We start from the raw sequence: 22,675 nt of genomic DNA, 5'->3' as shown, positions 1-22,675 counted from the left end.
TTTTTATGAGCAACGAAAATTCAAACGAAGAAATAGATTTAATGCAAGTTTTTGGTTTGGTTAAAAATGTATTTAGAAAATTCTTAAAAGGGGTAATCTCTCTTATTTCTTTTTTTATAAAAAAAGCAATTTTATTGATTATTTTAGTTGTTGTAGGAGCTTTTTCTGGATATTTTATTGATCAGAACAGGGGAATAACAGATGGTTATGTACATGAGGTTATTATAGAGCCAAAGTATGGAAGTATAAAGTATATATATGATTTTATCAAGGAGTTGGATGAAAATTTTAAAGAGGGATTTTTCTTTAAGAAGGCGCAAATAGAATGGAAAGATATTAATAATCTAGTAGAGGTTCGTATAGAACCGATGATTAAAGGAAATGATGTATTGGATTATGTAGAAAGACACTATGACAAAAAAGAGTTTTTTGAGGATGTAATGGAAGCTTATGAAGAAGGAGAACTAGAAGATAGTAAGTTTAAGGATTTCTACAGACATCACAAATTGATATTTGTTTTTAGAAATACTAGTGAAGGCACTACTAAAATTATAGATAAAACTGTAAAGTATTTAAAATCAAACTCTTATTATAGGAGTAAAATAGATTTAGTAATTGCACAAAACAAAATTAACTTAGAAAGGGATAAGAATACATTAAATTTTGTAAACGAATACTTAGATAATTTAGGTAAAAATCCTACTAAAGAAAAAAATGAAGTTGTTTTATTGGCAAATACCAAAGACGATATACCAACCGTGGTAGCATCCTTATTGCAACAAAAAAGAACCTTAATAGAATCAATTACCAAATTGGAAAGAGCTATTAAATGGGATAATGAAATTATGTCGATTGTAGATTATGGAGAGATTGTTTCGGTTAAGAAAAGACTGATATATAGATTCATTGTGATATTACCAATTGTACTTGTTGGACTTGCTTTGTTGGTGTTTTTGATTATATACGGGGCAAGAGCGGTGCTTAATTTTGTAAACGAAGAACAATAGTTTACTATTTTTAAAGATTTAATAAATAAAAGAAATGTTATACCCTTTAAAATTCCAACCCATTTTAAAAGAAAAAATTTGGGGAGGGAATAAATTAGAAACTGTACTTAATAAGCCTACATCGGGAGATGGCATTGGTGAGAGTTGGGAAATATCAACTGTGGGTAGTGATATATCTATAATTTCTAATGGAAATCTTAAAGGAGAAAAACTAGATACTCTTATAAAAGAATATCAGGCCGAAATAGTAGGAGAAAAGGTATATCAACAGTTTGGAGATCAGTTTCCTTTATTGATTAAATTCATTGATGCTAAACAGGATTTATCAGTACAATTACACCCAAATGATGAACTTGCAAAGAGGAGACATAATTCTTTCGGCAAAACGGAAATGTGGTATGTTGTACAGGCCGATACAGATGCAAGATTGATTGTTGGATTTAACAACGAAACCACCAAAGAAGAGTATGAATCATATCTGGAAAAAGGTAAAATAACAGAATTGCTAAATTTTGAAAATATATCAAAAGGAGATAGTTATTTTATAAAAGCGGGAACAATTCATGCTATAGGAGGTGGATCACTTATTGCAGAGATTCAACAAACTTCTGATATCACCTATCGAGTGTATGACTGGGACAGAAAAGATGGGCAAGGTAATCAACGAGAATTGCATACAGAACAAGCTTTGGATGCTTTGGATTATAATGCAGATAAGTCGTTTAGATTGAGCTATGACAGAACAGAAAATCAGATTAATAATATTATATCATCACCTTACTTTACTACGGGGTTTTTAGAAGTTACGGCATCTCTTGAAAGAGACTATAGCCAGCTAGACTCATTTAAAATTTTGATGTGTATCCAGGGAGAAGGTACAATAATCAATAATGATTTTTCTCTCGAAGTTGCATTTGGTGAAACCGTTTTGATTCCTGCAAAAATTAATAATATCACGATTGTCGGTGATACAGAGGGGGTGCAATTTTTAGAAGTCTATATCAAATAGTAATGCAAAAAAAAATATTAATAACTGGAGGAGCGGGATTTATAGGATCTAATTTTATAAACTATATTTCAGATAACTCTGGTTATCAAATTACTAATTTGGATAAACTAACGTATGCCGGTGATCTAGCTAATATTGATGTTGTTGATAGTCGTAACTATACTTTTATTAAAGGAGATATCTGTGATCGTGATTTACTCAAAAAAATATTTTTAGAACAAAAGATTGATACAGTTGTTCATTTTGCAGCAGAATCTCATGTGGACAATTCTATTACAGGTCCAAAAGCTTTTATTGACACCAATATCTCAGGAACTTTTAATTTGCTTCAAACAGCTTATCAAACCTGGATGAGTGCTCCAAATCAAATAAATGCTGGGTTCGAACAAGCACGTTTTTTACATATTTCTACCGATGAGGTATATGGCACATTGGGTAAAAATGGTTTGTTTACAGAGTCAACTCCTTATGCGCCTAACAGTCCTTATAGCGCCTCAAAAGCTTCTTCAGATATGCTGGTAAGAAGTTATTTTCATACGTATGGATTACCAGTTGTGACTACAAATTGCTCGAATAATTATGGTCCCAGACAACATGAAGAAAAGTTGATTCCGACAATAATAAGAAAAGCATTGGCTCAAGAGAATATACCTATATATGGAGATGGAAAAAATATACGTGACTGGTTATATGTGTTAGATCATTGCAAAGGAATAGAATTGGCACTTCAGACAGGGAAATTAGGAGAAACCTATAATATTGGAGGAAAAAACGAAAGAGAAAACATATACATAGCCAATACTATCTGCAAGATTTTGGATATCTTGGTTCCCAGAGGAAATAAAGAATCCTACCAAAATCTTATTACTTTTGTTACTGATAGACCAGGTCATGATTTTAGATATGCAATAGATGCTTCAAAGATCGAAAATGAATTGGGATGGAATGCAGAAGAAAATTTTGAATCAGGAATTAAGAAAACTATTGAATGGTATCTAAAAAAGTATGAGTATTAAGTTTTCACATTTGATTTTAAAACATGTAGTGTCAACACTAATGTTTAAAGGAATGATTTTTATATTTAGTCTTCAATTATTAAAGGTAAACCTCTGGCTTCGGTCTTCCGACTTCGGAAAAAAGAAAAAATAATGAAAGGAATCATACTAGCAGGAGGATCGGGCACAAGATTGCATCCACTTACATTGGCTATTAGTAAGCAATTGATGCCAGTGTATGATAAACCCATGATTTATTATCCACTTTCAACATTAATATCTGCAGGAATTAATGAAATCCTAATTATCTCAACTCCACAAGATTTACCTTTATTTGAAAAGCTTTTAGGCAATGGTATAAAATACGGTTGTCGGTTTGAATATGCAGTACAGGATCAACCTAACGGATTGGCAGAAGCTTTTATTATTGGAGAAGAATTTATAGGAAATGATAAGGTAGCTTTGATTTTGGGAGATAACATATTTTATGGATCTGGGTTAGAAGGCCTTTTAGAAGGAAACAATGACCCTGAAGGAGGGGTTATATATGCCTATCATGTCCAGGATCCCGAACGATATGGAGTAGTAGAATTTGATGCCGACGGAAAAGCAATTTCAATTGAAGAAAAGCCCACTGTGCCAAAATCAAATTATGCCGTACCTGGGGTTTATTTTTATGACAATGAAGTAATAGGAATTGCAAAATCTATTAAGCCAAGTAAACGCGGCGAATTAGAAATTACCGACGTCAACAATGCGTACCTTAAACAAGGAAAATTAAAGGTCAGCATTTTGGATAAAGGAACAGCCTGGTTGGATACAGGTACCTTTAATTCATTAATGCAGGCTGGGCAATTTGTACAAGTGATAGAAGAAAGGCAAGGACTTAGAATAGGTGCTATAGAAGAAGTAGCTTATAAAAAAGGGTTTATAGATAAAAACCAACTTCAGGATTTGGCAAAACCATTACTAAAAAGTGGGTACGGAGAGTATCTATTACGTTTGGACTAAATTTAGCTATTTTTACACACTTAAAAAGGAGTAAATCCATAAAAATAAATGCACACAAATTGAAAATTATACAAACCCCATTACAAGATTGTTTTAGTATTATACCTAGGGTATTTGAAGATGAAAGAGGAACATTTTTTGAAAGTTTTACTAAAAAAGCTTTTGAAGAGGTTTCGGGGTTAAAAATTCATTTTGTACAGGATAATCAATCAGCATCACGACGAGGAGTGCTTAGAGGTCTTCATTTTCAAACAGGAGAATATGCTCAGACTAAATTAGTTAGAGTTGTTCAGGGAGAAGTATTGGATGTAGTAGTAGATCTAAGACCTGGTTCCAAAACGTTTAGAAAGCATTTTTCTATTGTGTTAAATGATAAAAACAACACTCAATTATTTGTTCCAAGAGGATTTGCACATGGATATATTACATTAAGCAAAAACGCAATCTTTGCATATAAATGTGACAATTATTATCATAAAGAATCAGAATCTGGTATCAGGTATGATGATCCTAATCTTTCTATTGATTGGAAATTAGATGTTTCTGAAATTCAACTATCCTCAAAGGATAAAGAATTACCTTTTCTTAAAAATTTAAAATTATAAAATTTGCAGGCTCAACTTTTTTTGATAAGTTTGCTTCCGTTTCTGAATAGAAACATTCTACCCATTTTAGAATAAATACAAAAAATGTATTTAATTATTTGGTTATTCCTACCCTAACCAATACTAATATTTTAAAACAAGTTTAAAAGCCTTTAACAACAATTGCACTAGCACTATGCCTTTGTTTTTTGCGTTGTAGGGATTTAAATGACAGTAAAAAGGATTTAATATAGAGCATCTATCATGTTGCTCTTGAACACTAAAATTGGGTTATGGAAACAAGACAGAACACATCTGATGAGGTTGATTTAGGACAACTATTTGAACAGGTAGGAAAAGCATTAAATAAGTTTTTTCGATCTATTGAATACTTTTTCAAACGTATTTTTAATGTAATAATGTTGTTTCTTAAGTTTTTGAGAACACATTTTTTGAAATTTATTTTAGCCACTATTATTGGAGCCATATTTGGAGCTTATTTAGATAGTAAATCATTGCCAATTTATAGATCTTCAATGATTATAGAACCGAATTTTAATAGTGCCCAACAATTGTATAACAATATAGAATTCTATAATCAATTGGCTAAGCAAGAGGAGACCAAGGCTTTAGCAGAAGCTTTCATGATTAGTGATGAAGAGGCCAAACATATTAAGAATATTAGAATTGAATCATTTTCTGATCAAACACAACGCATCAAACAGTTTAGCGAATTTATTAGTGAATTAGATTCAATTTCTCAAAAGCAAGTAGATTATAAAGATTATCTAGAAAACTTTAATAACATTAATGCAAAGTTTCATAAAATAGAAATTGAAGCTTCAAATCCAGAAATTGCAAGAAAATGCCAAAAAACAATTGTAACATCTATAGAGTATAATGAATACTTTACATTACAAAAAGAAATAAACGATAGAAATATCGCCGTTAAAGATTCAATAATTATTCAACAACAAAAAGAAATTATGGGTTTACAAGAATTTTATAAAAAACTTAAGATTCTTGAAGCACAAAAACCTGATGGAAGAACAACTAGTATTAGTTTAGCTGAAAATCAAACAGAAAATGCTGTAGAAATTGAATTACTTAGACAAGCAAGAGAATTAAAAGATGAAAAAGTAGAAATTAATAATGAAAAGGCGAATACAAAAAATACCATAAATGTTATCTCAGAATTTCCTTTTAGGGGAGCACTTGTTAATGATTTCTTAAGAAAAAAAATCATAGTAATGCCCTTAGTATTGATTGTACTTTTATTTTTTATTTTAGCATTGATTGAATTAAATAAGTTTATAATAAATTACAATCATAAGAAAATAGTAATATAATTTAGTGAAGGAAGAATATAAGTTAACAAACGTTTTAGTGACCGGATCAAATGGTCAATTAGGGAAATGTATTCAAAAAATTGAAGAAGAATACCCTTCTTTAAGCTTTTGTTTTGTTGATTCTAAAGAACTTAATATAGGTCAGGAAAGCCTAGTACGAAATTTTTTTAAAGGAAAATTTTTTGATTTTGTAATTAATTGTGCCGCATATACAAATGTTGATAAAGCTGAAAAAGAAGCTGAAAAAGCTTTTTTAGTTAATGCAGAAGGAGTTAAAAATCTGGCAGAAGTTTGTAAACAAAATAACAGTACACTTATTCATATTTCTACCGATTATGTATTTGATGGTGAAAAGCAAACACCATATACAGAATGCGATCTCACCAATCCAATTAATATATATGGAAAATCGAAAAGAGATGGTGAAAAACATATTGAAGAAGTCCTAGAAAAATATTTTATAATTAGAACTTCATGGTTATACTCAGAGTTTGGTCATAATTTTTTTAAAACAATTATAAAAAAGTCAGAATCAGAGCAACAATTGTCTATCATAACCTCTGAAATAGGAACACCAACAAATGCCAATGATCTTGTTGATTTTATTATGCACTTAATAAAAAACCAGAGCAAAAAACATGGTATTTATAACTATAGTAACCTCGGAGAAGCTACCTGGTATGATTTTGCTAAGGAAATTTTACGTGTTTTCAGTAAACTTGATTCTGTACAGCTTAAAAAAACCGATAATTACATTACTTTTGCACGAAGACCGAGATATAGTGTTTTAGAAAAGGAAAAAGTAAAATCAACTTTTGACCTAACTATACCAGACTGGAAAAAATCTCTCGAGAATTTATACGCAATTATTCAATGAAAAAAAATCTTATTGTTTTTGGAACTAGACCAGAAGCTATAAAAATGGCACCTTTGGTAAAAGAATTTCAAAAGCATCCTGATACTTTTGAGACCAGAGTTTGTATTACAGCGCAACATCGAGAAATGCTGGATCAGGTGCTGTCTTTTTTTGAAATAACCCCTGATTTTGATTTAAACCTGATGAAGCCTAATCAAAACTTATATACCTTAACAGCAGATATTATTTCTGGATTAAAACCGATTCTTGAAAATTTTAAGCCAGATTATGTATATGTGCATGGGGATACTACAACTACAATGGCTTCTAGTATTGCCGCGTTTTATGCTGGAGCAAAAGTCTGTCATGTTGAAGCTGGATTGAGAACCTTTAATATGAAATCTCCATTTCCTGAAGAAATGAATCGAAGTGTAACAGGAGTTGTCTCGGATATACACTTTTCTCCAACAGAAACTTCAAAACAAAACTTAATTAATGAAAACAAAAACCCTAATACGATTCTTATTACTGGAAATACAGTGATTGATGCACTAAAGTTTAGTGTCAATAAAGTAGATACATCACAATATAAGGATGTAGAAATAGAAAGATTAAAGGGTACATTACAAAAAGATAAAAAATTAATTTTAGTAACAGGACATAGAAGAGAAAATCACGGTAAAGGTTTTATTAGTATTTGCGAAGCGCTCAAAGAGATAGCGTCAAATAACAAAGACATTCAAATTATTTACCCTGTACACCTAAATCCTAATGTTCAAAAACCGGTGTATGAATTATTGGATAAAGTTGATAACATTCATTTAATTCATCCACTTTCCTATCCTGCTTTTGTATGGTTAATGAATCAATCTTATTTAATTATTACAGATAGTGGTGGAGTACAAGAAGAAGCTCCAAGTTTGGGAAAACCTGTTTTGGTAATGAGGGACACAACAGAAAGACCAGAGGCTGTAGATGCAGGTACTGTGATTTTGGTAGGAACAGATAAAAACAAAATTGTTTTGGAAGCAGAAAAGCTGTTAAAAGATGAAAAATCGTATGAGAGTATGAGTAAACTACATAACCCATATGGAGATGGGAAAGCTTGTGAACGAATTGTAGAACATATTTCAAGAAACTAAAAATGAATACAAAACCTAGTGTAGTAATGGTCGGTTTAGGGTATATTGGACTTCCAACCGCTGCCTTAATAGCACAAAATAATACATATGTTCACGGAGTTGATATTAACCCTAATGTTGTAGAGGTTATAAATATGGGTAAAATCCATATTGTAGAACCCGAATTGGACAAAGCTGTAGAAAAATCGGTAAAAGAAGGATATTTAAAAGCGGCCACAACGCCTGTAGAAGCTGATACTTACTTAATCGTAGTTCCTACTCCTTTTAAGGGTAAAAATGAACCGGATATCTCTTTTGTAGAAGCTGCTACAAAAGAAATTATTCCCTTATTAAAAGAAAATGACTTATATATAATAGAGTCTACTTCTCCTGTAGGAACTACAGAAAAGATGATGGATTTAATTTATATAGAACGACCAGATCTTAAAGGAAAATTAAGTATAGCCTATTGCCCAGAACGAGTATTACCTGGTAATGTGATGTATGAATTAGTTCATAATGATAGAGTAATAGGAGGTATTGATGAGAAATCTACGGACAGAGCTGCACATTTTTATGCACAATTTATCAAAGGGGATTTACACAAGACAAACGCCCGAACCGCAGAGATGTGTAAATTGGTAGAAAATTCATCTAGAGATGTTCAGATCGCATTTGCAAACGAATTATCGCTAATATGTGATAAGGCAGATATTAATGTTTGGGAGCTTATTGATTTGGCAAACAAACATCCAAGAGTAAACATCCTACAACCAGGGTGTGGAGTAGGAGGTCATTGTATTGCAGTAGATCCTTATTTTATAGTAGCGGATTATCCTATGGAGTCTCAAATTATAGGAAAAGCAAGAGAGATTAATAACTACAAGTCCTTTTGGTGCGCAGAGAAAATTAAAACCGCTAAGCTCGAATTTGAACTAAAAAATGGAAGAAAACCCAGTGTTGCTCTAATGGGATTGGCTTTTAAGCCTAATATTGATGATCTCAGAGAATCTCCTGCAAAATATATCGCTCAAAAAGTATTGCAAGACGCTAATAATGATCGTCACTATATAGTTGAACCCAATATTTCTGAACACAATGTTTTTAAGCTTACGGGTTATAATGAAGCTGTCGAAAAAGCTGATATTGTAGCATTTTTAGTTGCTCATGATGAGTTTAAGAAAGTAAAAATAACATCAGAAAAAGTAATACTAGATTTTTGCGGAGTGCTAGCAAATTAAATTAATATAGAATATTATAAAAACAATACAATTGTATCTATAGTTCTGTTATACTTAATTTGAATAGAACTATTTAAGTGCTATATTATGCCGAAAAATAGAATTTTAAAAAGTTTTTTTTTCAAAAATGTACTAAAGATTTCATCGGGAACTCTTTTAGCTCAAATTCTAATGCTGATTGGAATGCCAATAATTACACGCTTATATAGTAAAGATGTTATTGGAGTTTATGCACTTTTTACATCAACAATTGGTATTGTTACCACATTTGTTACATTGGCATATGATAATGCAATTGTCCTTCCCAAAAAAAAAGAAGATGCTTCAGCTATCTTAAAAATAGTAATTTATATATCTTTAGTTTTATCTTTTCTTATAGGTGTAGTATTACTAATACCTTTGGATTTTTTTTCAGAATATAAATCGATTGCTTTTTTTATATCAACTGCTAGTTTTTTTCAGGTTTTAGTAACTTCGATGGGTTATTTTAAGGTAAGAAATAATCTTTTTAATGAATTAAGCTTTTCAAAAGTTGTAAGAAACACTGTTTTATTGATTTTTCAAATAGGTTTATATTATATAACAAATATTTACGGTCTTTTAATAGGATTTATTATTGCTTCTGTTTGTACAATTATATATTTAATTTATAGAGATGAACATCTTAAAAAAGCTATTTTAAGTAGACAGAATATACAAACTATAATGGACAATGCAAATACATATAAAGAATACCCTATGTATTTTTGTTGGTCTAACCTAATACTTGCTTTATCGGCGGGAATTCCTGTAATATTGTTTAATGAATATTTTTCGTTATCTAAAGTTGCAATTTACTCTATTGCTTTTAGTTTAATCGTTCAACCCGCAGGATTAATTTCAGCTTCTATAAGACCTGTGTTATTATCAAGATTTGCAAATGAAAAAAATAACCTAAGAAGTATAAAAAAATTATATGATAAAATTTTTTCATTTCTTATATTAGGATCAATAATTATTTCTATAATTATATTTTTCTGTTATCCAATTGTAATAACTTTTGTTTTCGGAAAGAATTGGGAAGAAAGCGGATTTTTAACTAGGTACTTAATTCCGGTTTTTATGTGGTATTTTATTTCAATACCGTCTTCCATAACATTAAAAGTATACCCTTTTCAAAAGTATGCTTTTATTTATACTATTTGCTCTTTTATAATAACTATAGGATTTATTTTATTGGGTATTAATTTTGGAATAAACTTTTATTATGTTGTTTTAGTTTTTTCTTCCAGTTCACTTATTGTTTCTTTGATTAATCATTTCGTAGTTAGAAAAAAAATAATTAATTATGAAAAAATTTCCCTTTCTTGATTATGAATATCATTAATAAACTTGTAAATAGCGTAATTTATAGATTGATGTCTCCTAACGCTTATGCAAAAAAGGTTGGCGTAAAATATGGAAAAAATTGCATCTTCAGAACGAAGTATTTTGGATCAGAACCGTATTTAATAGAAATTGGAAATAATGTAGCAACTTCATCCAATGTCCATTTCGTAACACATGACGGTAGTTTATGGGTAATAAGGAATTTATATGAAAATTATAAAAATGCCGATAGTTTTGGAAACATAGTTATTGGGGATAATGTTTTTATAGGTATTAACGTTACAATTTTACCAAAGACTAAAGTAGGAAATAATGTTATAATAGGTGCTGGTAGTATAGTGAGAGGAGAGTTGAATTCAAATAGTGTATATGCCGGTTGCCCTGTAAAGTATATTTGTTCGTTAGAACAGTACTTAGAAAAAAGTAAAGCTAATTTTCTGAATACAAATCATATGAACCCTCTCGAAAAGAAAATGTTTTTAAATAAGAAATGAAGTTAATAGTTAAGTGTGTTCATTGTTAAAACAAAAAATAAAAATCGTAAGTTTTATTTAGTATAAATGAATCAGATAAAAAATTTAAAAGTAAAAAGTGAGAGTTTTATAAATGGTATTTTATTCTTATTTAGCCCATTAATTGCTTTACCTTCTATTTTTATTGGAGTATATAACAGAAATAGATTTAGCTTCATTTTACTTTTAATTTTTGCTTCGCTAATTACATATCAATTGGTTCCTTCTGAAACTAAGGATTTATATCAATTTTATCGATTTTATAGAGATGTAAAAGATATTAGATTTGGTGAATTATTAGAGCTGCTTAAGTATCAAAAAAAACCAGATTTTGTCGTTTATTTTGGGGTTTACTTTTTTGCAAAACTAGGTATCTCGGGACAATTGTTTTTTTCTACGTGCACTTTTATAACACTTTATTTGATTTATAAGGTTTATGAGAAATTAAACAAAAACTTAAAAGTACCAAATGTATATTATTTTATAGGAATAATAAGCATTTTTATTTCGATAGAATTTTTAGGTTTATATTCAGGAATTAGAAACTTATTGGCTGTTGCTATCGCGGGATATGGTTTTTATTTTGGAATATTTGAAGATAGAAAGCTTAAGGGGTTTTTACTTCTTGTATTGGCGGTGTTAACACATTTTGGAACATTGCTTTTCTTCCCAATCTATCTATTTGGAGTAGTATATAAAATAAAATGGAAATCGATATTAACGATTTATTTAATGTCGTTTGTATTCCTTTTCTTTACAAAAAAGTATCTATACTATATAGCAATCGGTTTACCTCTTCCAGAATCGTTCGAATATAAAATAAAAGGGTATTTAAAAGGGATGGACATTATCGAAAAAGGAAATGCAAAATCCGTTATGGCTTTAGTATCTTATAAAATAAGAATATCTTGGATGTTTTTTGCACATTGTTATTTACTATTAACGTTTAATAGAAAATCGGCATATAGGAATATTGTTATTTTAATGATGTGTATGCTAAACGTTTTTAGCGTTGCTCCCGATATTCAGTTAAGATTAACATATTTGGTTGAAATAATGTTTATTTATCTCTTGTTTTACGAATATAAGAATAAAAACAATAAGCTCTTTATACAATTATTTTTTATTTGTTTAATTCCAAGCTTTATTGTTAATCTGATTATTTATCGGGATTATTTTATAGAGAGCTTAATAAGCATAAATTTTTTGACTTTAATAGGAATTCTTCTAAAAAAAGTAGAACTCATATTTTATTGGTAATAGTAAAGAATTAAGCTCAATTTAGCATTTTAACATAAGAGAAAATCAAAATGAAAATTGTATTGGTAATACCCACTTTTTTATCGGGTGGAATGGAAAGAGTGATGAGTGAATTGGCCAATCATTGGGCGCATGAAGGAGTACATGTAGATTTGATTTTTTTGGTTGATCACGAACCGTTTTATCAAATAAGTGAGAAATTGAACTCAGTCTCAATGCCTTCTTTTGGTTATAAAAAGAATGTTTTGTCAAAGTTGTTTTATAAGGTAAAACTCCTTTTTTATTTAAGAAGAAAATACAAAAATTTAAACCCTGATGTGGTTTTAAGTTTTGGTGAAGGATATAATTTGTTTGTAATTCTTAGTACATTAGGTACCAAAAAGAAAATATATGTTGCCAATAGAAGTAATCCGTTTAAGAAATTGCCTTTTATGTTAAAAATGTTTGAAAAGGTTTTATACCCAATTGCAGAAGGAATTTTTGTTCAGACTTCTTTAGCAAAAGAAGTGGTTTACAATAAGATAAAACATGAAAACATTAAGGTAATTCCAAATCCTATTAAAGTAATTCCTAAAGCTAAGGTAGAACAGAAAAATATTATTTTGAATGTTGGACGCTTGGTTCCTGAAAAGGATCAGGCAAATTTGATTAAGATTTTTTATGAAATGAATCTTAATGATTGGGAACTACATATAGTAGGAGATGGCCCATTAAGAAATAACCTCGAAAAACTAATAGAAGAATATGGTTTGCAAAGTAGAGTAAAGTTACTGGGTTCTAAAAAGGATTTAAGTCCTTATTTTTCACAGTCAAAAATATTTGCATTTTCTTCTATATCAGAGGGATACCCTAATGCACTTTGCGAAGCAATGGCATTTCCTTTGGCCTGTATAAGTTTTGATTGCGATGCAGGGCCAAGAGATATTATAAAAGATGGAATGAATGGGTTTTTGATTGAGAAAAATAATGTAGAAAATTACAAAGCCAAACTCCTTCAATTAATACACTCTGAAGAACTTCGAAATAACTTTTCGCAAGAATCTGTTAGAATTAGAGATGCTCAAAGCATAAAAGAAATTGGGCATATGATGTTTAATAGTTTTGAATCTTAATGGTCAAATCAGTAGGTAATAAATAGAAATAATAGAATTCAAAAAAGAAAAGGGTATACAAAATGAAAATATTAATAAATGCCTCTACGTTAGTTGTTGGAGGAGGTGTCCAGGTTGCTCTCAACTTAATAAAGAATACATTAAAAAATAAAAAACACGATTTTTATTATATCATTTCCAAAGAATTATTTGAGCAACTAGATTCGAGTATTGAAGAAAAAAAATACTGTGTTATTAATATATCACCGGCTAAAAGAATAAAAGGCATACCATCAAGAAAGTTGATTAAATCTATAGAAAAGGAATTCTTACCAGATATCGTATATTCTGTTGGTGCGCCTTCTTATATCTTTTTTAAGACTAAAGAAGTATTGAGACTTACCAATTCATGGTTATTTAGCGATAGTAAGCTGGCTTTTTCTACCTACCCTTTTCTGAAAAAACATAGTACGCGATTTATATTATTCATACAGCGATTTTATATCCGCAAAAAAAACTACATAATTACCCAAACCGAGGTGGCAAAAAATGACATTTCGAAAAGGTTTAACATTAAGAAGGATAAAATTTATGTTGTGCCCAATGTTTATTCTTCAATTTTTGATATCAAAATAGAAGATATCAAGAAAGTGTCTAACAAAACCAGAATATTTTGTTTTGCAGCACCGTATAACCATAAAAATATTGAAATTATACCCGAAGTTGCCAAAGAATTAGAGAATAAAGGGGTAAAGGATTTTGAGTTTTTGGTAACAATTCCACCCGACTTTAATGCAGGGTGGTCTCAGAAATTTCATCAAAAATCTAAAGGAGTTGGGGTGGATCGGTATATTAAAAACCTTGGAAAAGTTAATTTTGAAGAAGCCCCTAGGTTATATCAGGAATCAGATATTTTGTTTTTGCCTACTCTTTTCGAAACTTTTAGTGTTACTTATTTAGAGGCAATGGCTTCAGGTGTTCCAATTGTTACTACCAATTTACCTTTTGCTAAAGAAGTTTGCGGTGATGCAGCGCTCTATTTTAAGCCAAAAGACCCAAAAGAAGCTGCTAATCGTATATTTGAATTAATAATGAATAAAGATTTGCAAGAAAGTTTAATTTTGTCGGGACAAAAGAAAATAAAAACATTTGCAAAAGAAAATGAAGTGTACTCAGGACATTTAAAGGTTTTAGAACAAATACACAGTAGATAGAACTAATGAAGGAAGTAAATGATAGAAAGTATGTTTATTTTCTAACTATAAAATAAAAATTGATGAATAAAATTCAGGATCTATATCTAACACTAAAAGGGATTTTTATGTTCAAATATACGTTTGAAAAAAATCCTTATATAAAAAAAGATAAAATAGACCAATATCAGTTTGTTAAATTAAAAAAATTGCTAAAAGAGTCGTATAAAAATGTACCTTATTATACAGAGTTATTTAATCAAATTAATTTTGATCCAACTAGAGATTTTAACCAATTAGAAGATTTAGCAAAAGTTCCGGTTTTGGATAAAAAAATTGTTAGACAAAGTCCAGAACAGTTCTATAATAAAAAACTTACTAAATATTTAACCTTGTTTACATCTGGGTCAACGGGTAACCCTTTAAAAGTTAAAGTATCTTTTAATGCCTGGGTAGTTGAGCAAGCAGTGGTATGGAGACATTGGAAATGGGCAGGATACAATTTTCGAGATAAAATGGCAATAGTAAGAAGCTATGTTCCTAAGGATGGAAAGTTGGTTAAAAAGGACAAATTAAGGAATTTTATTTATTTCAGTCCTTTCCATATCAATGATAAAAACTCTGCTGATTACCTGGACTTGATGAAAAAAGAAAAGGTAAGATTCTTAAGAGGATACCCGTCTTCTATTAAGGCTTTAGCCGATTTTATTAGAAACAATGATTATGTACCACCAAAAATTAAGGGAATATTGGTCGCTTCTGAAAGGCTATCTGCAAAAGATAAGCAAATTATAGAATCTGCGTTTAATTGTAGGGTATACAATCATTATGGATTAGCAGATATATGTGTTATGATGGGTAGTTCTGAAGAAGATATAGGATTACATAATTATCAAGATTACGGATATTTAGAATTACTAGAATATGAATCTGAAGAAAAGAATATAAAAAGAATTATTGGTACAAATCTTCATAATTATGCAATGCCATTGATACGTTATAATACAGGGGATTTAGCAGAGGTAAGTGAACACTCAAAGAACTCTGTTAGAAATTTTCCGGTTATTGATAATGTTTTAGGCAGAAATGATTCTGCAATAAATACAGTAGAAGGTTATCGTATTCCTACGGTTAATTTTTATACAATGTTTGAGTATTATACCGAAATTGAACAGTGGCAAATAGTTCAAAAATCGTTAACAGAAATTATAATTAATATAAGGGCAAATGGAAATTTAACAGAATTAGAGAAAAATATTTTAAAAGATTTTCAAAAAAGGGTTCCAAAGTCAATAAATTTGCACGTTCATTTTAACTCAGGATTTGTAACAAAAAATGAAGGAAAAATACCAACTTTTATAAGCAGTAATAAATGAAAGAAAAACAAATAGCATTGTTTGATTTTGATGGAACTATTACGCATAAAGATTCAACTCAAGAATTTTATAAATTCGTTTATAAAGGGTCATTTTGGTTCGAATATTATGTTAAGAATATATACTTTTTGATTTTAATTAAATTGAATCTTAAAAGTTACAATCAATTAAAACTAAAAAGACTAAAAAGAATTATTGATTATTTAGGGTCAGATAATTTTAAAAAAAAAGCTGTAGAATTTCAAAAAATAATTTTACCTGGCATACTTAAAAAAGATGCTATGGATAAAATACATGAATTTAAAGAAAAAGAAATAGAAGTGGTTATTGTTTCTGCTTCAATGAATATATTGCTAGATGAATTTTGCAATAATTTAGGCTTAAAAATGATTACCAATGTGTTAGAATTGAATGATAAAATATATTCTGGAAATTTTATTCTTGAAAAGGATTGTAATTTTGAAGAAAAAGTTAATAGAGTTTGTATCGCTTATCCAGATATTGAAAATATGTATGTTTTCGCTTTTGGTGATACGCAGGGAGATATAGCAATGCTTAAATTTGCCGATGAATCTTTTTATAGAGTTTTTAAAAAATAAGAGCCATGTTTAGAAATAAAAGTATTAATAATCTTAAACCATATAAAGTTACTTCTCATAAAGCTTGGGAACATAAAGAAGATAAAGATGTTTTAAAACTGGATTGGAATGAAGCAACTATTTTGCCTTCTCCATTAGTTGAAAAAAGACTTCAGGATGTTATTACAAATGGAAGGTTAAATTGGTATCCAGATACCAATAATACCGATTTATTGAATAAAATTAGTAAGTACAACAATGTAGATGTGTCAAATGTACAATATTTTGCAAGTTCGGATGTGTTACATGAATATATTGTGAGATGCTTTATAGGTGAGTCTGATCGAGTTCTTATTATTGGACCAACTTATGATAATTTTAGGGCCGTAGCCGAAAGCAATGGCGCACAAATCCAAAACTATTATCTAGATTCTAATTTTGAATTAGACTATAGAAAGTTTAATGAGGATTTAAAGCTAATTCGACCAAAGGTGGTTTACATTGTTAATCCGAATAATCCTACAGGAACGTTACATCCTAAAGAAGAATTAATAAATTTAATACAACAAAACACGGATACCTTTTTTATTGTTGATGAGGCGTATTATGAATTTTCAGGAATTACCCTTTCTCAAGACGTAGAAAAATATAAAAATGTATTAATTTCTAGAACTTTTTCTAAAGCATTTGCATTAGCAAGTTTTAGAATAGGGTATACTATTTCACATGAAAATAATATTGAAATTTTAAATTCAATTAGGAACCCTAAAAATGTATCATTATTTGCTCAAGAAGCCGCGCTTGCCGCACTTAGTGATATAGAATACACAAAAAGTTATGTTGATGATGTTTTAGATACTAAGACAAACTTTAGTAGAGCGCTTCAAAAGTTTGAATGGATTGATACAGTATATGAAGGTACTGGAAACTTTGTGTTTTTTTCCTTCAAAGAAGCGATAAAGAAAAAAGAACTTCTTAGTTATTTTAACAAAAACAAAATTTTTATTCGGGATTATGGTCACATTGATTTAACAAGTAAGTTCGTAAGAATAACTGTAGGTAAATCAATAGAAATGAGTAAAGTTTTAAAAGTACTTAATACCTTTAATAATGAATTTGTTGGTAGTGAATATAAACAAGATTGAGATAAGAAATAGCCCAGTTTTTTTTCTCTATTTATTATTTTTTTCTATACCAATTGGGGGAAAACTTCTTCCTCCGTTAATAGTTTTTTTGGTTATAAGTGGAATGATTTTTTTAAAGAAAAAGAATTGGTGGAAGAATTTTAATTTTGGAAAAGTTTACTACTTACCACTATTAAGTCTTTTTTTATTATATGTGTGTGGAATTTTGTGGTCAAATAACATTCCAAATGCATTCAAGAAACTAGAGCATGCATTGTCTTTTGTGATTTTTCCAATACTACTACCGTTATTTAGTTTACCCTCAAAAAAAATTTTTAAGCTATTCTCAGTATTTGCTTTAAGTTGTTCTTTAGTTATAATAATTTCATTTGTTGATTTTTTCTTTGTTAGCATTACAAAAGATGAATATATAATTCTTGGTGAAATAGCTGCAGGAGATAGACCAGGTACTGTTTATGAATATTTAAGTAAGCATTTGCTGATAGTGGATATACATCGCACTTATTTTTCTGCCTACATACTTATTGCTATTGGGATTATTATCACATATTTTGAAGAATATTGCTTCAAGTTTTTTAAAAAAATAAAATGGTTAGGTTTTATAAATGTATTAATCCTTACTGCCGGACTTATTTGTTTACAATCTAAAGCAAGTATAGCTATTTTAATTATGGGATCCATTTTCTTTTTGATTGTAAAGTTTAAAAAATCAGCCAAATTTATGCTAATAAGCTTTTTTACTTTCTTAGGAATGATATTACTTTTAAAGAACGTTATTGTCAACCGGCTGGACCCAATGATTGAAGAGTTACAATATGTAATGGCACCTGGAGATGAAAAAGAAAAGGATTTTGCTAAATACTTACATCCTGGTAGTACGGAAATCAGATATATGTTATATAAATCATCATTACAGCTAATTTTTAAATCTCCTTTTTTCGGTTATGGAACAGGGGATGTTAAAGATATTTTAAAAGAACAAAATATTGAGAACGATTTTGTCAGTATAGCTCATTTGAATTATGGACCCCATAGTCAAGTGTTATATATGTTGGTTGGATTTGGAGTGTTAGGCCTTCTAGTTTTTTTCAGCGTGTTTATTTTTCCATTCTATGAAAGTTTTAAATTTAAAGAAAGGTTTACAATATTGGTTCTTGTTATTTTGTTTTTAAATTGCTTAACAGAATCCTTTTTGGCAAGACAAGAAGGGATAATACCTACGGCATTATTTATTACAGTTCTATCTTATATAACAATTAATAAGCAATCAAGTAAAAATAATTTGATAGTTAAATGAAACAAATCATACAAGACCTTAAAAACGGAGAAACCATATTAGAAGAAGTACCAGTACCTAGAGTAAAATCGGGACATGTACTTATCAAAACCACCAAGACATTGGTTTCGTTAGGGACAGAACGAATGTTGGTAGAATTTGGTAAAGCAAATTTTATTCAAAAAGCACGTCAGCAACCAGATAAAGTAAAGATGGTTTTGGATAAAGTAAAAACAGACGGTTTAAAACCAACAATGGATGCCGTTTTTAATAAGTTGAATCAACCACTTCCTTTAGGATATTGTAATGTAGGAGAAGTAGTAGCAGTGGGTAGAGGAGTGACAGAGTTTAAGGTTGGTGATAGAGTTGCATCAAATGGCAACCATGCAGAATATGTAAATATCCCAAAAAACTTGGTTGCAAAAATTCCTGATAATGTAACAGATCAAGAGGCAGCTTTTACTGTAATTGGTTCAATAGGTTTACAAGGAATAAGACTGTTAAACCCAACTTTTGGAGAAACTATTGTAGTTGTGGGATTGGGACTAATAGGCTTAGTTACTGCAGAGTTGTTGTTAGCGAATGGATGTAATGTAATAGGCTTTGATTTTGATCCAGAAAAAGTTAGAATAGCAAAAGAAAAAGGGATTATAGCAATTAATCCTGCAGAGGGTACAGATCAGGTAAAATTTGTAGAATCCTATACCAATGGTGTGGGTGCAGATGGAGTAATTATTACCGCATCTAATAAGAGTAATGAGATTATATCGCAGTCTGCCAATATGTGTAGAAAAAGAGGTAGAGTGGTATTGGTAGGAGTGATCGGTTTAGATATTAGTAGAGCCGATTTTTATGAAAAAGAGATTTCTTTTCAAGTATCTTGTTCTTATGGTCCTGGAAGATATGATGAAGAATATGAACAAAAAGGGAATGATTACCCGATTGGATATGTTCGTTGGACAGAGAAAAGAAATTTTGAGGCGATATTAAATGCGATTTCGAAAGGAACACTGGATGTAAAACCTTTGATTACAGAAAGAATACCCTTAGAAGATTACCAAAATATTTATGGAGATATGAAAAATTCGAGATCGATAGCCTCGATCCTTGAATATAATAATACCCAAGAAATAACATCAACCGTTGCTATTTCCCAAAAATCTTTTGAAGGTAAAAAAGGAGTTATAGGAGTGGTAGGAGCAGGAAACTTTACAAGTTCTACTATACTGCCAAAACTTAAAAAACTAAATGCTGATGTAAAGTATATTGCAAGCTCTGGTGGATTGTCATCTACCATTATGGCCAAACGTCATGGGATTGCTAATTCGACTTCTGATTACAAAGAAATACTAAAGGATAACAACGTAGATCTGGTTTTTATCACCACACAGCATAATATGCATGCTGCGATGGTACTAGAATGCATTAAGGCAGAGAAAAGTGTTTTTGTAGAGAAACCTTTAGCATTAACAAGTGAAGAACTAGAAGCTATTGTTTCAGAATACAACGTTCAAAACGTAAACGTATCTGTTGGGTTTAATAGACGTTTTGCTCCTTTGGCAAAAAAAATGAAGAAACTTTTAGGTAATGATAATACTCCTATGAATATTGTTGCTACTATGAATGCAGGATTTATTCCAGCAGATGTTTGGGTACATGATATGGAAGTGGGAGGAGGAAGAATTATAGGTGAGGCTTGCCATTATATAGATTTATGTACTTATTTTGCGGGAAGTAGAGTTAAAGCTGTATGTATGAGTGCTATGGGAACAAATCCAGAAGAAAATACAGACAATGCAAGTATTCTATTAAAATATGAGAATGGCACCAATGCTGTTATCAATTACTTTGCAAACGGTAGTAAAGCATATTCAAAAGAGAGAGTTGAGGTATATTCGCAGGAGCGTACTTTGATTATGGATAACTGGAGAAAATTAAAAACGTTTGGTTTTAAAGGAGGAAATACCTCTTCAAAACAAGATAAAGGCCATTATAATCAATTTAAAGAGTTGATAAAACAACAGCAAAAAGGAGGAGAGCCTATTATTCCTTTTGATGAGATTGTAAATACTACACAAGCATCTTTTGCAGCAATCGAATCTCTTAAACAAGGAAAATGGATAGTGGTAAATTAACACTTGTTTTACGAACAGTAAAGCATCTTAAAATTAAACAGTTATATTATCAGGTATACTATTTGATAAGAAATAAGTTTTTTAAGAAAGAATATCATAAACTTTTATCAAAAGACATAAGCCCTTTGCGATGGGAGGATACTATTTCGTATCAAAATAGCTATTCTAAAACAAACAGATTCTCTTTTCTAAATATTACTCATCAATTTGAGGATAAAATAGATTGGAACTATCCAAAGTATGGTAAGCTGTGGGCGTATAATTTAAATTATTTTGATTTTTTACATCAAGAGCATATTAGTGTTGATGAAGGTTTGGCACTGATAGAAAATTATGTGTTAAATGATGCAGTATTAAGAGATGGTAAAGAGCCCTACCCAATTTCATTAAGAGGAATCAATTGGATTAAGTTTTTATCACGAAACACTATTACAGATAGTAATATTAATCAAGCGCTCTATAATCATTACGAAACATTACTTCATAACTTAGAATATCATTTGTTGGGTAATCACTTGTTAGAAAATGGGTATTCACTATTATTTGGGGCCTACTATTTTAAAGATGACCGGATTTATAAAAGGGCAAAGCATATTTTGCAACGAGAGCTAAAAGAACAAATAGTATATGACGGAGGTCATTTTGAGCTTTCTCCTATGTATCATCAGATCTTGTTACATCGATTGTTAGATTGCATTAATTTGGTAGAATCAAATAGTTGGAAAAATGATGATTTGCATCTTTTTATGAAAGAGAAAGCCCAAAAAATGCTATCATGGCTTCAGCAGATAACCTATCAAAATGGTAATATCCCTATGGTGAATGATAGTGCGTATAATATTGCACTTTCATCTCAGGAACTATTCGAATATGCAAGTTTTTTGAAAATTGAGTATCCAAAGAGCATCCTATCCGATTCTGGTTACAGAATGTTTAGCAATAAAGCATTCGAACTTTTTACAGATGTGGGGCAAGTAGGACCTAGTTATCAACCAGGGCATGCACATTCTGATACATTTAACTTTGAGTTGTATGTAAAACAACAACCAATTATTGTAGATGTAGGTACATCAACCTACGAAAAAAATGAACTTCGCTTGCAAGAAAGACAAACGGCAAGTCATAATACAGTAAAAATTGGTAATATCGAACAAACAGAGGTTTGGGATGGTTTTAGAGTGGCAAGAAGGGCTAAAGTTATTTCTCTTGAAGAAAGTGATAACCATCTGGAAGCAACTCATAATGGATATAAAACACAAGGAGTACTGCATACCAGAAGCTTCTCTGTTGAGGATGCAAGGATCACAATTCATGATGTAATCTCTAAAGTAATAGAAAAAGAACAAGTAGCTTTTTTTCACTTTCATCCCGATGTAAAAGATATTCAAATTTCGAACACATCAGTATATTTGCCTAACCAAAATGTTGGTATAAATTTTGAGAAAGGAATTCTTAAAATTGAGGAGGAAAATTACAATTACGCCATTGGATTTAATAAAAGAGAACGTGCAAAAAAGCTTGCGGTTTACTTTAAGAAAGCTTTAATTACTACAATAAATGTGTAAAAA

Annotated in this window: 20 protein-coding genes; all 20 read left to right on the top strand. The window is 30.2% G+C overall.

Annotated features, from left to right (window positions below; translation table 11 throughout):
• Positions 1–5 precede the first annotated feature (5 nt).
• Positions 6–1,007: a hypothetical protein gene (locus tag ABW636_RS12505; protein WP_367590358.1), complete on the top strand. Its 1,002-nt coding sequence runs from the start codon at positions 6–8 to the stop codon at positions 1,005–1,007.
• 34 nt (positions 1,008–1,041) lie between these two features.
• The gene (locus ABW636_RS12500) at positions 1,042–2,016 is read left to right on the top strand and encodes a type I phosphomannose isomerase catalytic subunit (protein WP_367590357.1); all 975 of its coding nucleotides are present in this window, start codon (positions 1,042–1,044) and stop codon (positions 2,014–2,016) included.
• Positions 2,017–2,018: 2 nt separating this feature from the next.
• Positions 2,019–3,032, top strand: coding sequence for a dTDP-glucose 4,6-dehydratase (gene rfbB / locus ABW636_RS12495; RefSeq protein WP_367590356.1), 1,014 nt, complete (start codon positions 2,019–2,021; stop codon positions 3,030–3,032).
• Between the two features lie 132 nt (positions 3,033–3,164).
• Positions 3,165–4,022, top strand: a complete 858-nt coding sequence (gene rfbA / locus ABW636_RS12490) for a glucose-1-phosphate thymidylyltransferase RfbA (RefSeq protein WP_367590355.1) — start codon at positions 3,165–3,167, stop codon at positions 4,020–4,022.
• 59 nt (positions 4,023–4,081) lie between these two features.
• Complete coding sequence (gene rfbC, locus ABW636_RS12485; RefSeq protein WP_367590354.1) at positions 4,082–4,627, top strand: dTDP-4-dehydrorhamnose 3,5-epimerase; 546 nt, start codon at positions 4,082–4,084, stop codon at positions 4,625–4,627.
• Positions 4,628–4,899: 272 nt separating this feature from the next.
• Positions 4,900–5,955 carry a hypothetical protein gene (locus ABW636_RS12480; protein WP_367590353.1) on the top strand — a complete coding sequence of 352 codons (1,056 nt, stop codon included), beginning with the start codon at positions 4,900–4,902 and terminating at the stop codon, positions 5,953–5,955.
• Between the two features lie 37 nt (positions 5,956–5,992).
• Entirely contained in the window at positions 5,993–6,832 is an 840-nt protein-coding gene (gene rfbD, locus ABW636_RS12475; protein ID WP_367590352.1) for a dTDP-4-dehydrorhamnose reductase, read from the top strand.
• Positions 6,829–7,953 carry a non-hydrolyzing UDP-N-acetylglucosamine 2-epimerase gene (wecB, locus tag ABW636_RS12470; protein ID WP_367590351.1) on the top strand — a complete coding sequence of 375 codons (1,125 nt, stop codon included), beginning with the start codon at positions 6,829–6,831 and terminating at the stop codon, positions 7,951–7,953. Before rfbD ends, wecB begins: the two co-directional genes overlap by 4 nt.
• Positions 7,954–7,955: 2 nt before the next feature.
• Positions 7,956–9,173, top strand: a complete 1,218-nt coding sequence (gene wecC, locus ABW636_RS12465; RefSeq protein WP_367590350.1) for a UDP-N-acetyl-D-mannosamine dehydrogenase — start codon at positions 7,956–7,958, stop codon at positions 9,171–9,173.
• An 87-nt stretch (positions 9,174–9,260) separates the two neighbouring features.
• The gene (locus ABW636_RS12460; protein WP_367590349.1) at positions 9,261–10,523 is read left to right on the top strand and encodes an oligosaccharide flippase family protein; all 1,263 of its coding nucleotides are present in this window, start codon (positions 9,261–9,263) and stop codon (positions 10,521–10,523) included.
• A gap of 2 nt (positions 10,524–10,525) precedes the next feature.
• A complete protein-coding gene (locus tag ABW636_RS12455; RefSeq protein ID WP_367590348.1) occupies positions 10,526–11,035 on the top strand; it encodes an acyltransferase in 510 nt (169 codons plus the stop codon).
• Positions 11,036–11,101: 66 nt separating this feature from the next.
• Positions 11,102–12,313, top strand: a complete 1,212-nt coding sequence (locus ABW636_RS12450; protein WP_367590347.1) for an EpsG family protein — start codon at positions 11,102–11,104, stop codon at positions 12,311–12,313.
• Positions 12,314–12,363: 50 nt separating this feature from the next.
• The gene (locus tag ABW636_RS12445; protein ID WP_367590346.1) at positions 12,364–13,425 is read left to right on the top strand and encodes a glycosyltransferase; all 1,062 of its coding nucleotides are present in this window, start codon (positions 12,364–12,366) and stop codon (positions 13,423–13,425) included.
• Positions 13,426–13,487: 62 nt separating this feature from the next.
• Entirely contained in the window at positions 13,488–14,618 is a 1,131-nt protein-coding gene (locus tag ABW636_RS12440; RefSeq protein WP_367590345.1) for a glycosyltransferase family 4 protein, read from the top strand.
• Between the two features lie 62 nt (positions 14,619–14,680).
• Positions 14,681–15,973: a phenylacetate--CoA ligase family protein gene (locus ABW636_RS12435; protein ID WP_367590344.1), complete on the top strand. Its 1,293-nt coding sequence runs from the start codon at positions 14,681–14,683 to the stop codon at positions 15,971–15,973.
• The gene (locus ABW636_RS12430; protein WP_367590343.1) at positions 15,970–16,572 is read left to right on the top strand and encodes an HAD family hydrolase; all 603 of its coding nucleotides are present in this window, start codon (positions 15,970–15,972) and stop codon (positions 16,570–16,572) included. Before ABW636_RS12435 ends, ABW636_RS12430 begins: the two co-directional genes overlap by 4 nt.
• 5 nt (positions 16,573–16,577) lie before the next feature.
• Positions 16,578–17,696, top strand: a complete 1,119-nt coding sequence (locus tag ABW636_RS12425) for a pyridoxal phosphate-dependent aminotransferase (RefSeq protein ID WP_367590341.1) — start codon at positions 16,578–16,580, stop codon at positions 17,694–17,696.
• The gene (locus ABW636_RS12420; protein WP_367590339.1) at positions 17,662–18,993 is read left to right on the top strand and encodes an O-antigen ligase family protein; all 1,332 of its coding nucleotides are present in this window, start codon (positions 17,662–17,664) and stop codon (positions 18,991–18,993) included. Before ABW636_RS12425 ends, ABW636_RS12420 begins: the two co-directional genes overlap by 35 nt.
• Positions 18,990–21,107: a bi-domain-containing oxidoreductase gene (locus ABW636_RS12415; protein ID WP_367590338.1), complete on the top strand. Its 2,118-nt coding sequence runs from the start codon at positions 18,990–18,992 to the stop codon at positions 21,105–21,107. The genes ABW636_RS12420 and ABW636_RS12415 overlap by 4 nt, the downstream gene beginning before the upstream one ends.
• Complete coding sequence (locus tag ABW636_RS12410; RefSeq protein ID WP_367590337.1) at positions 21,089–22,672, top strand: heparinase II/III domain-containing protein; 1,584 nt, start codon at positions 21,089–21,091, stop codon at positions 22,670–22,672. Before ABW636_RS12415 ends, ABW636_RS12410 begins: the two co-directional genes overlap by 19 nt.
• Positions 22,673–22,675 lie beyond the last annotated feature (3 nt).

The sequence above is a fragment of the Aquimarina discodermiae genome (assembly GCF_040786235.1).
GTDB lineage: Bacteria > Bacteroidota > Bacteroidia > Flavobacteriales > Flavobacteriaceae > Aquimarina.
The sequence above is the reverse complement of the archived record's forward strand: the minus strand, read 5'-3'. Positions and strand labels throughout refer to the sequence as shown.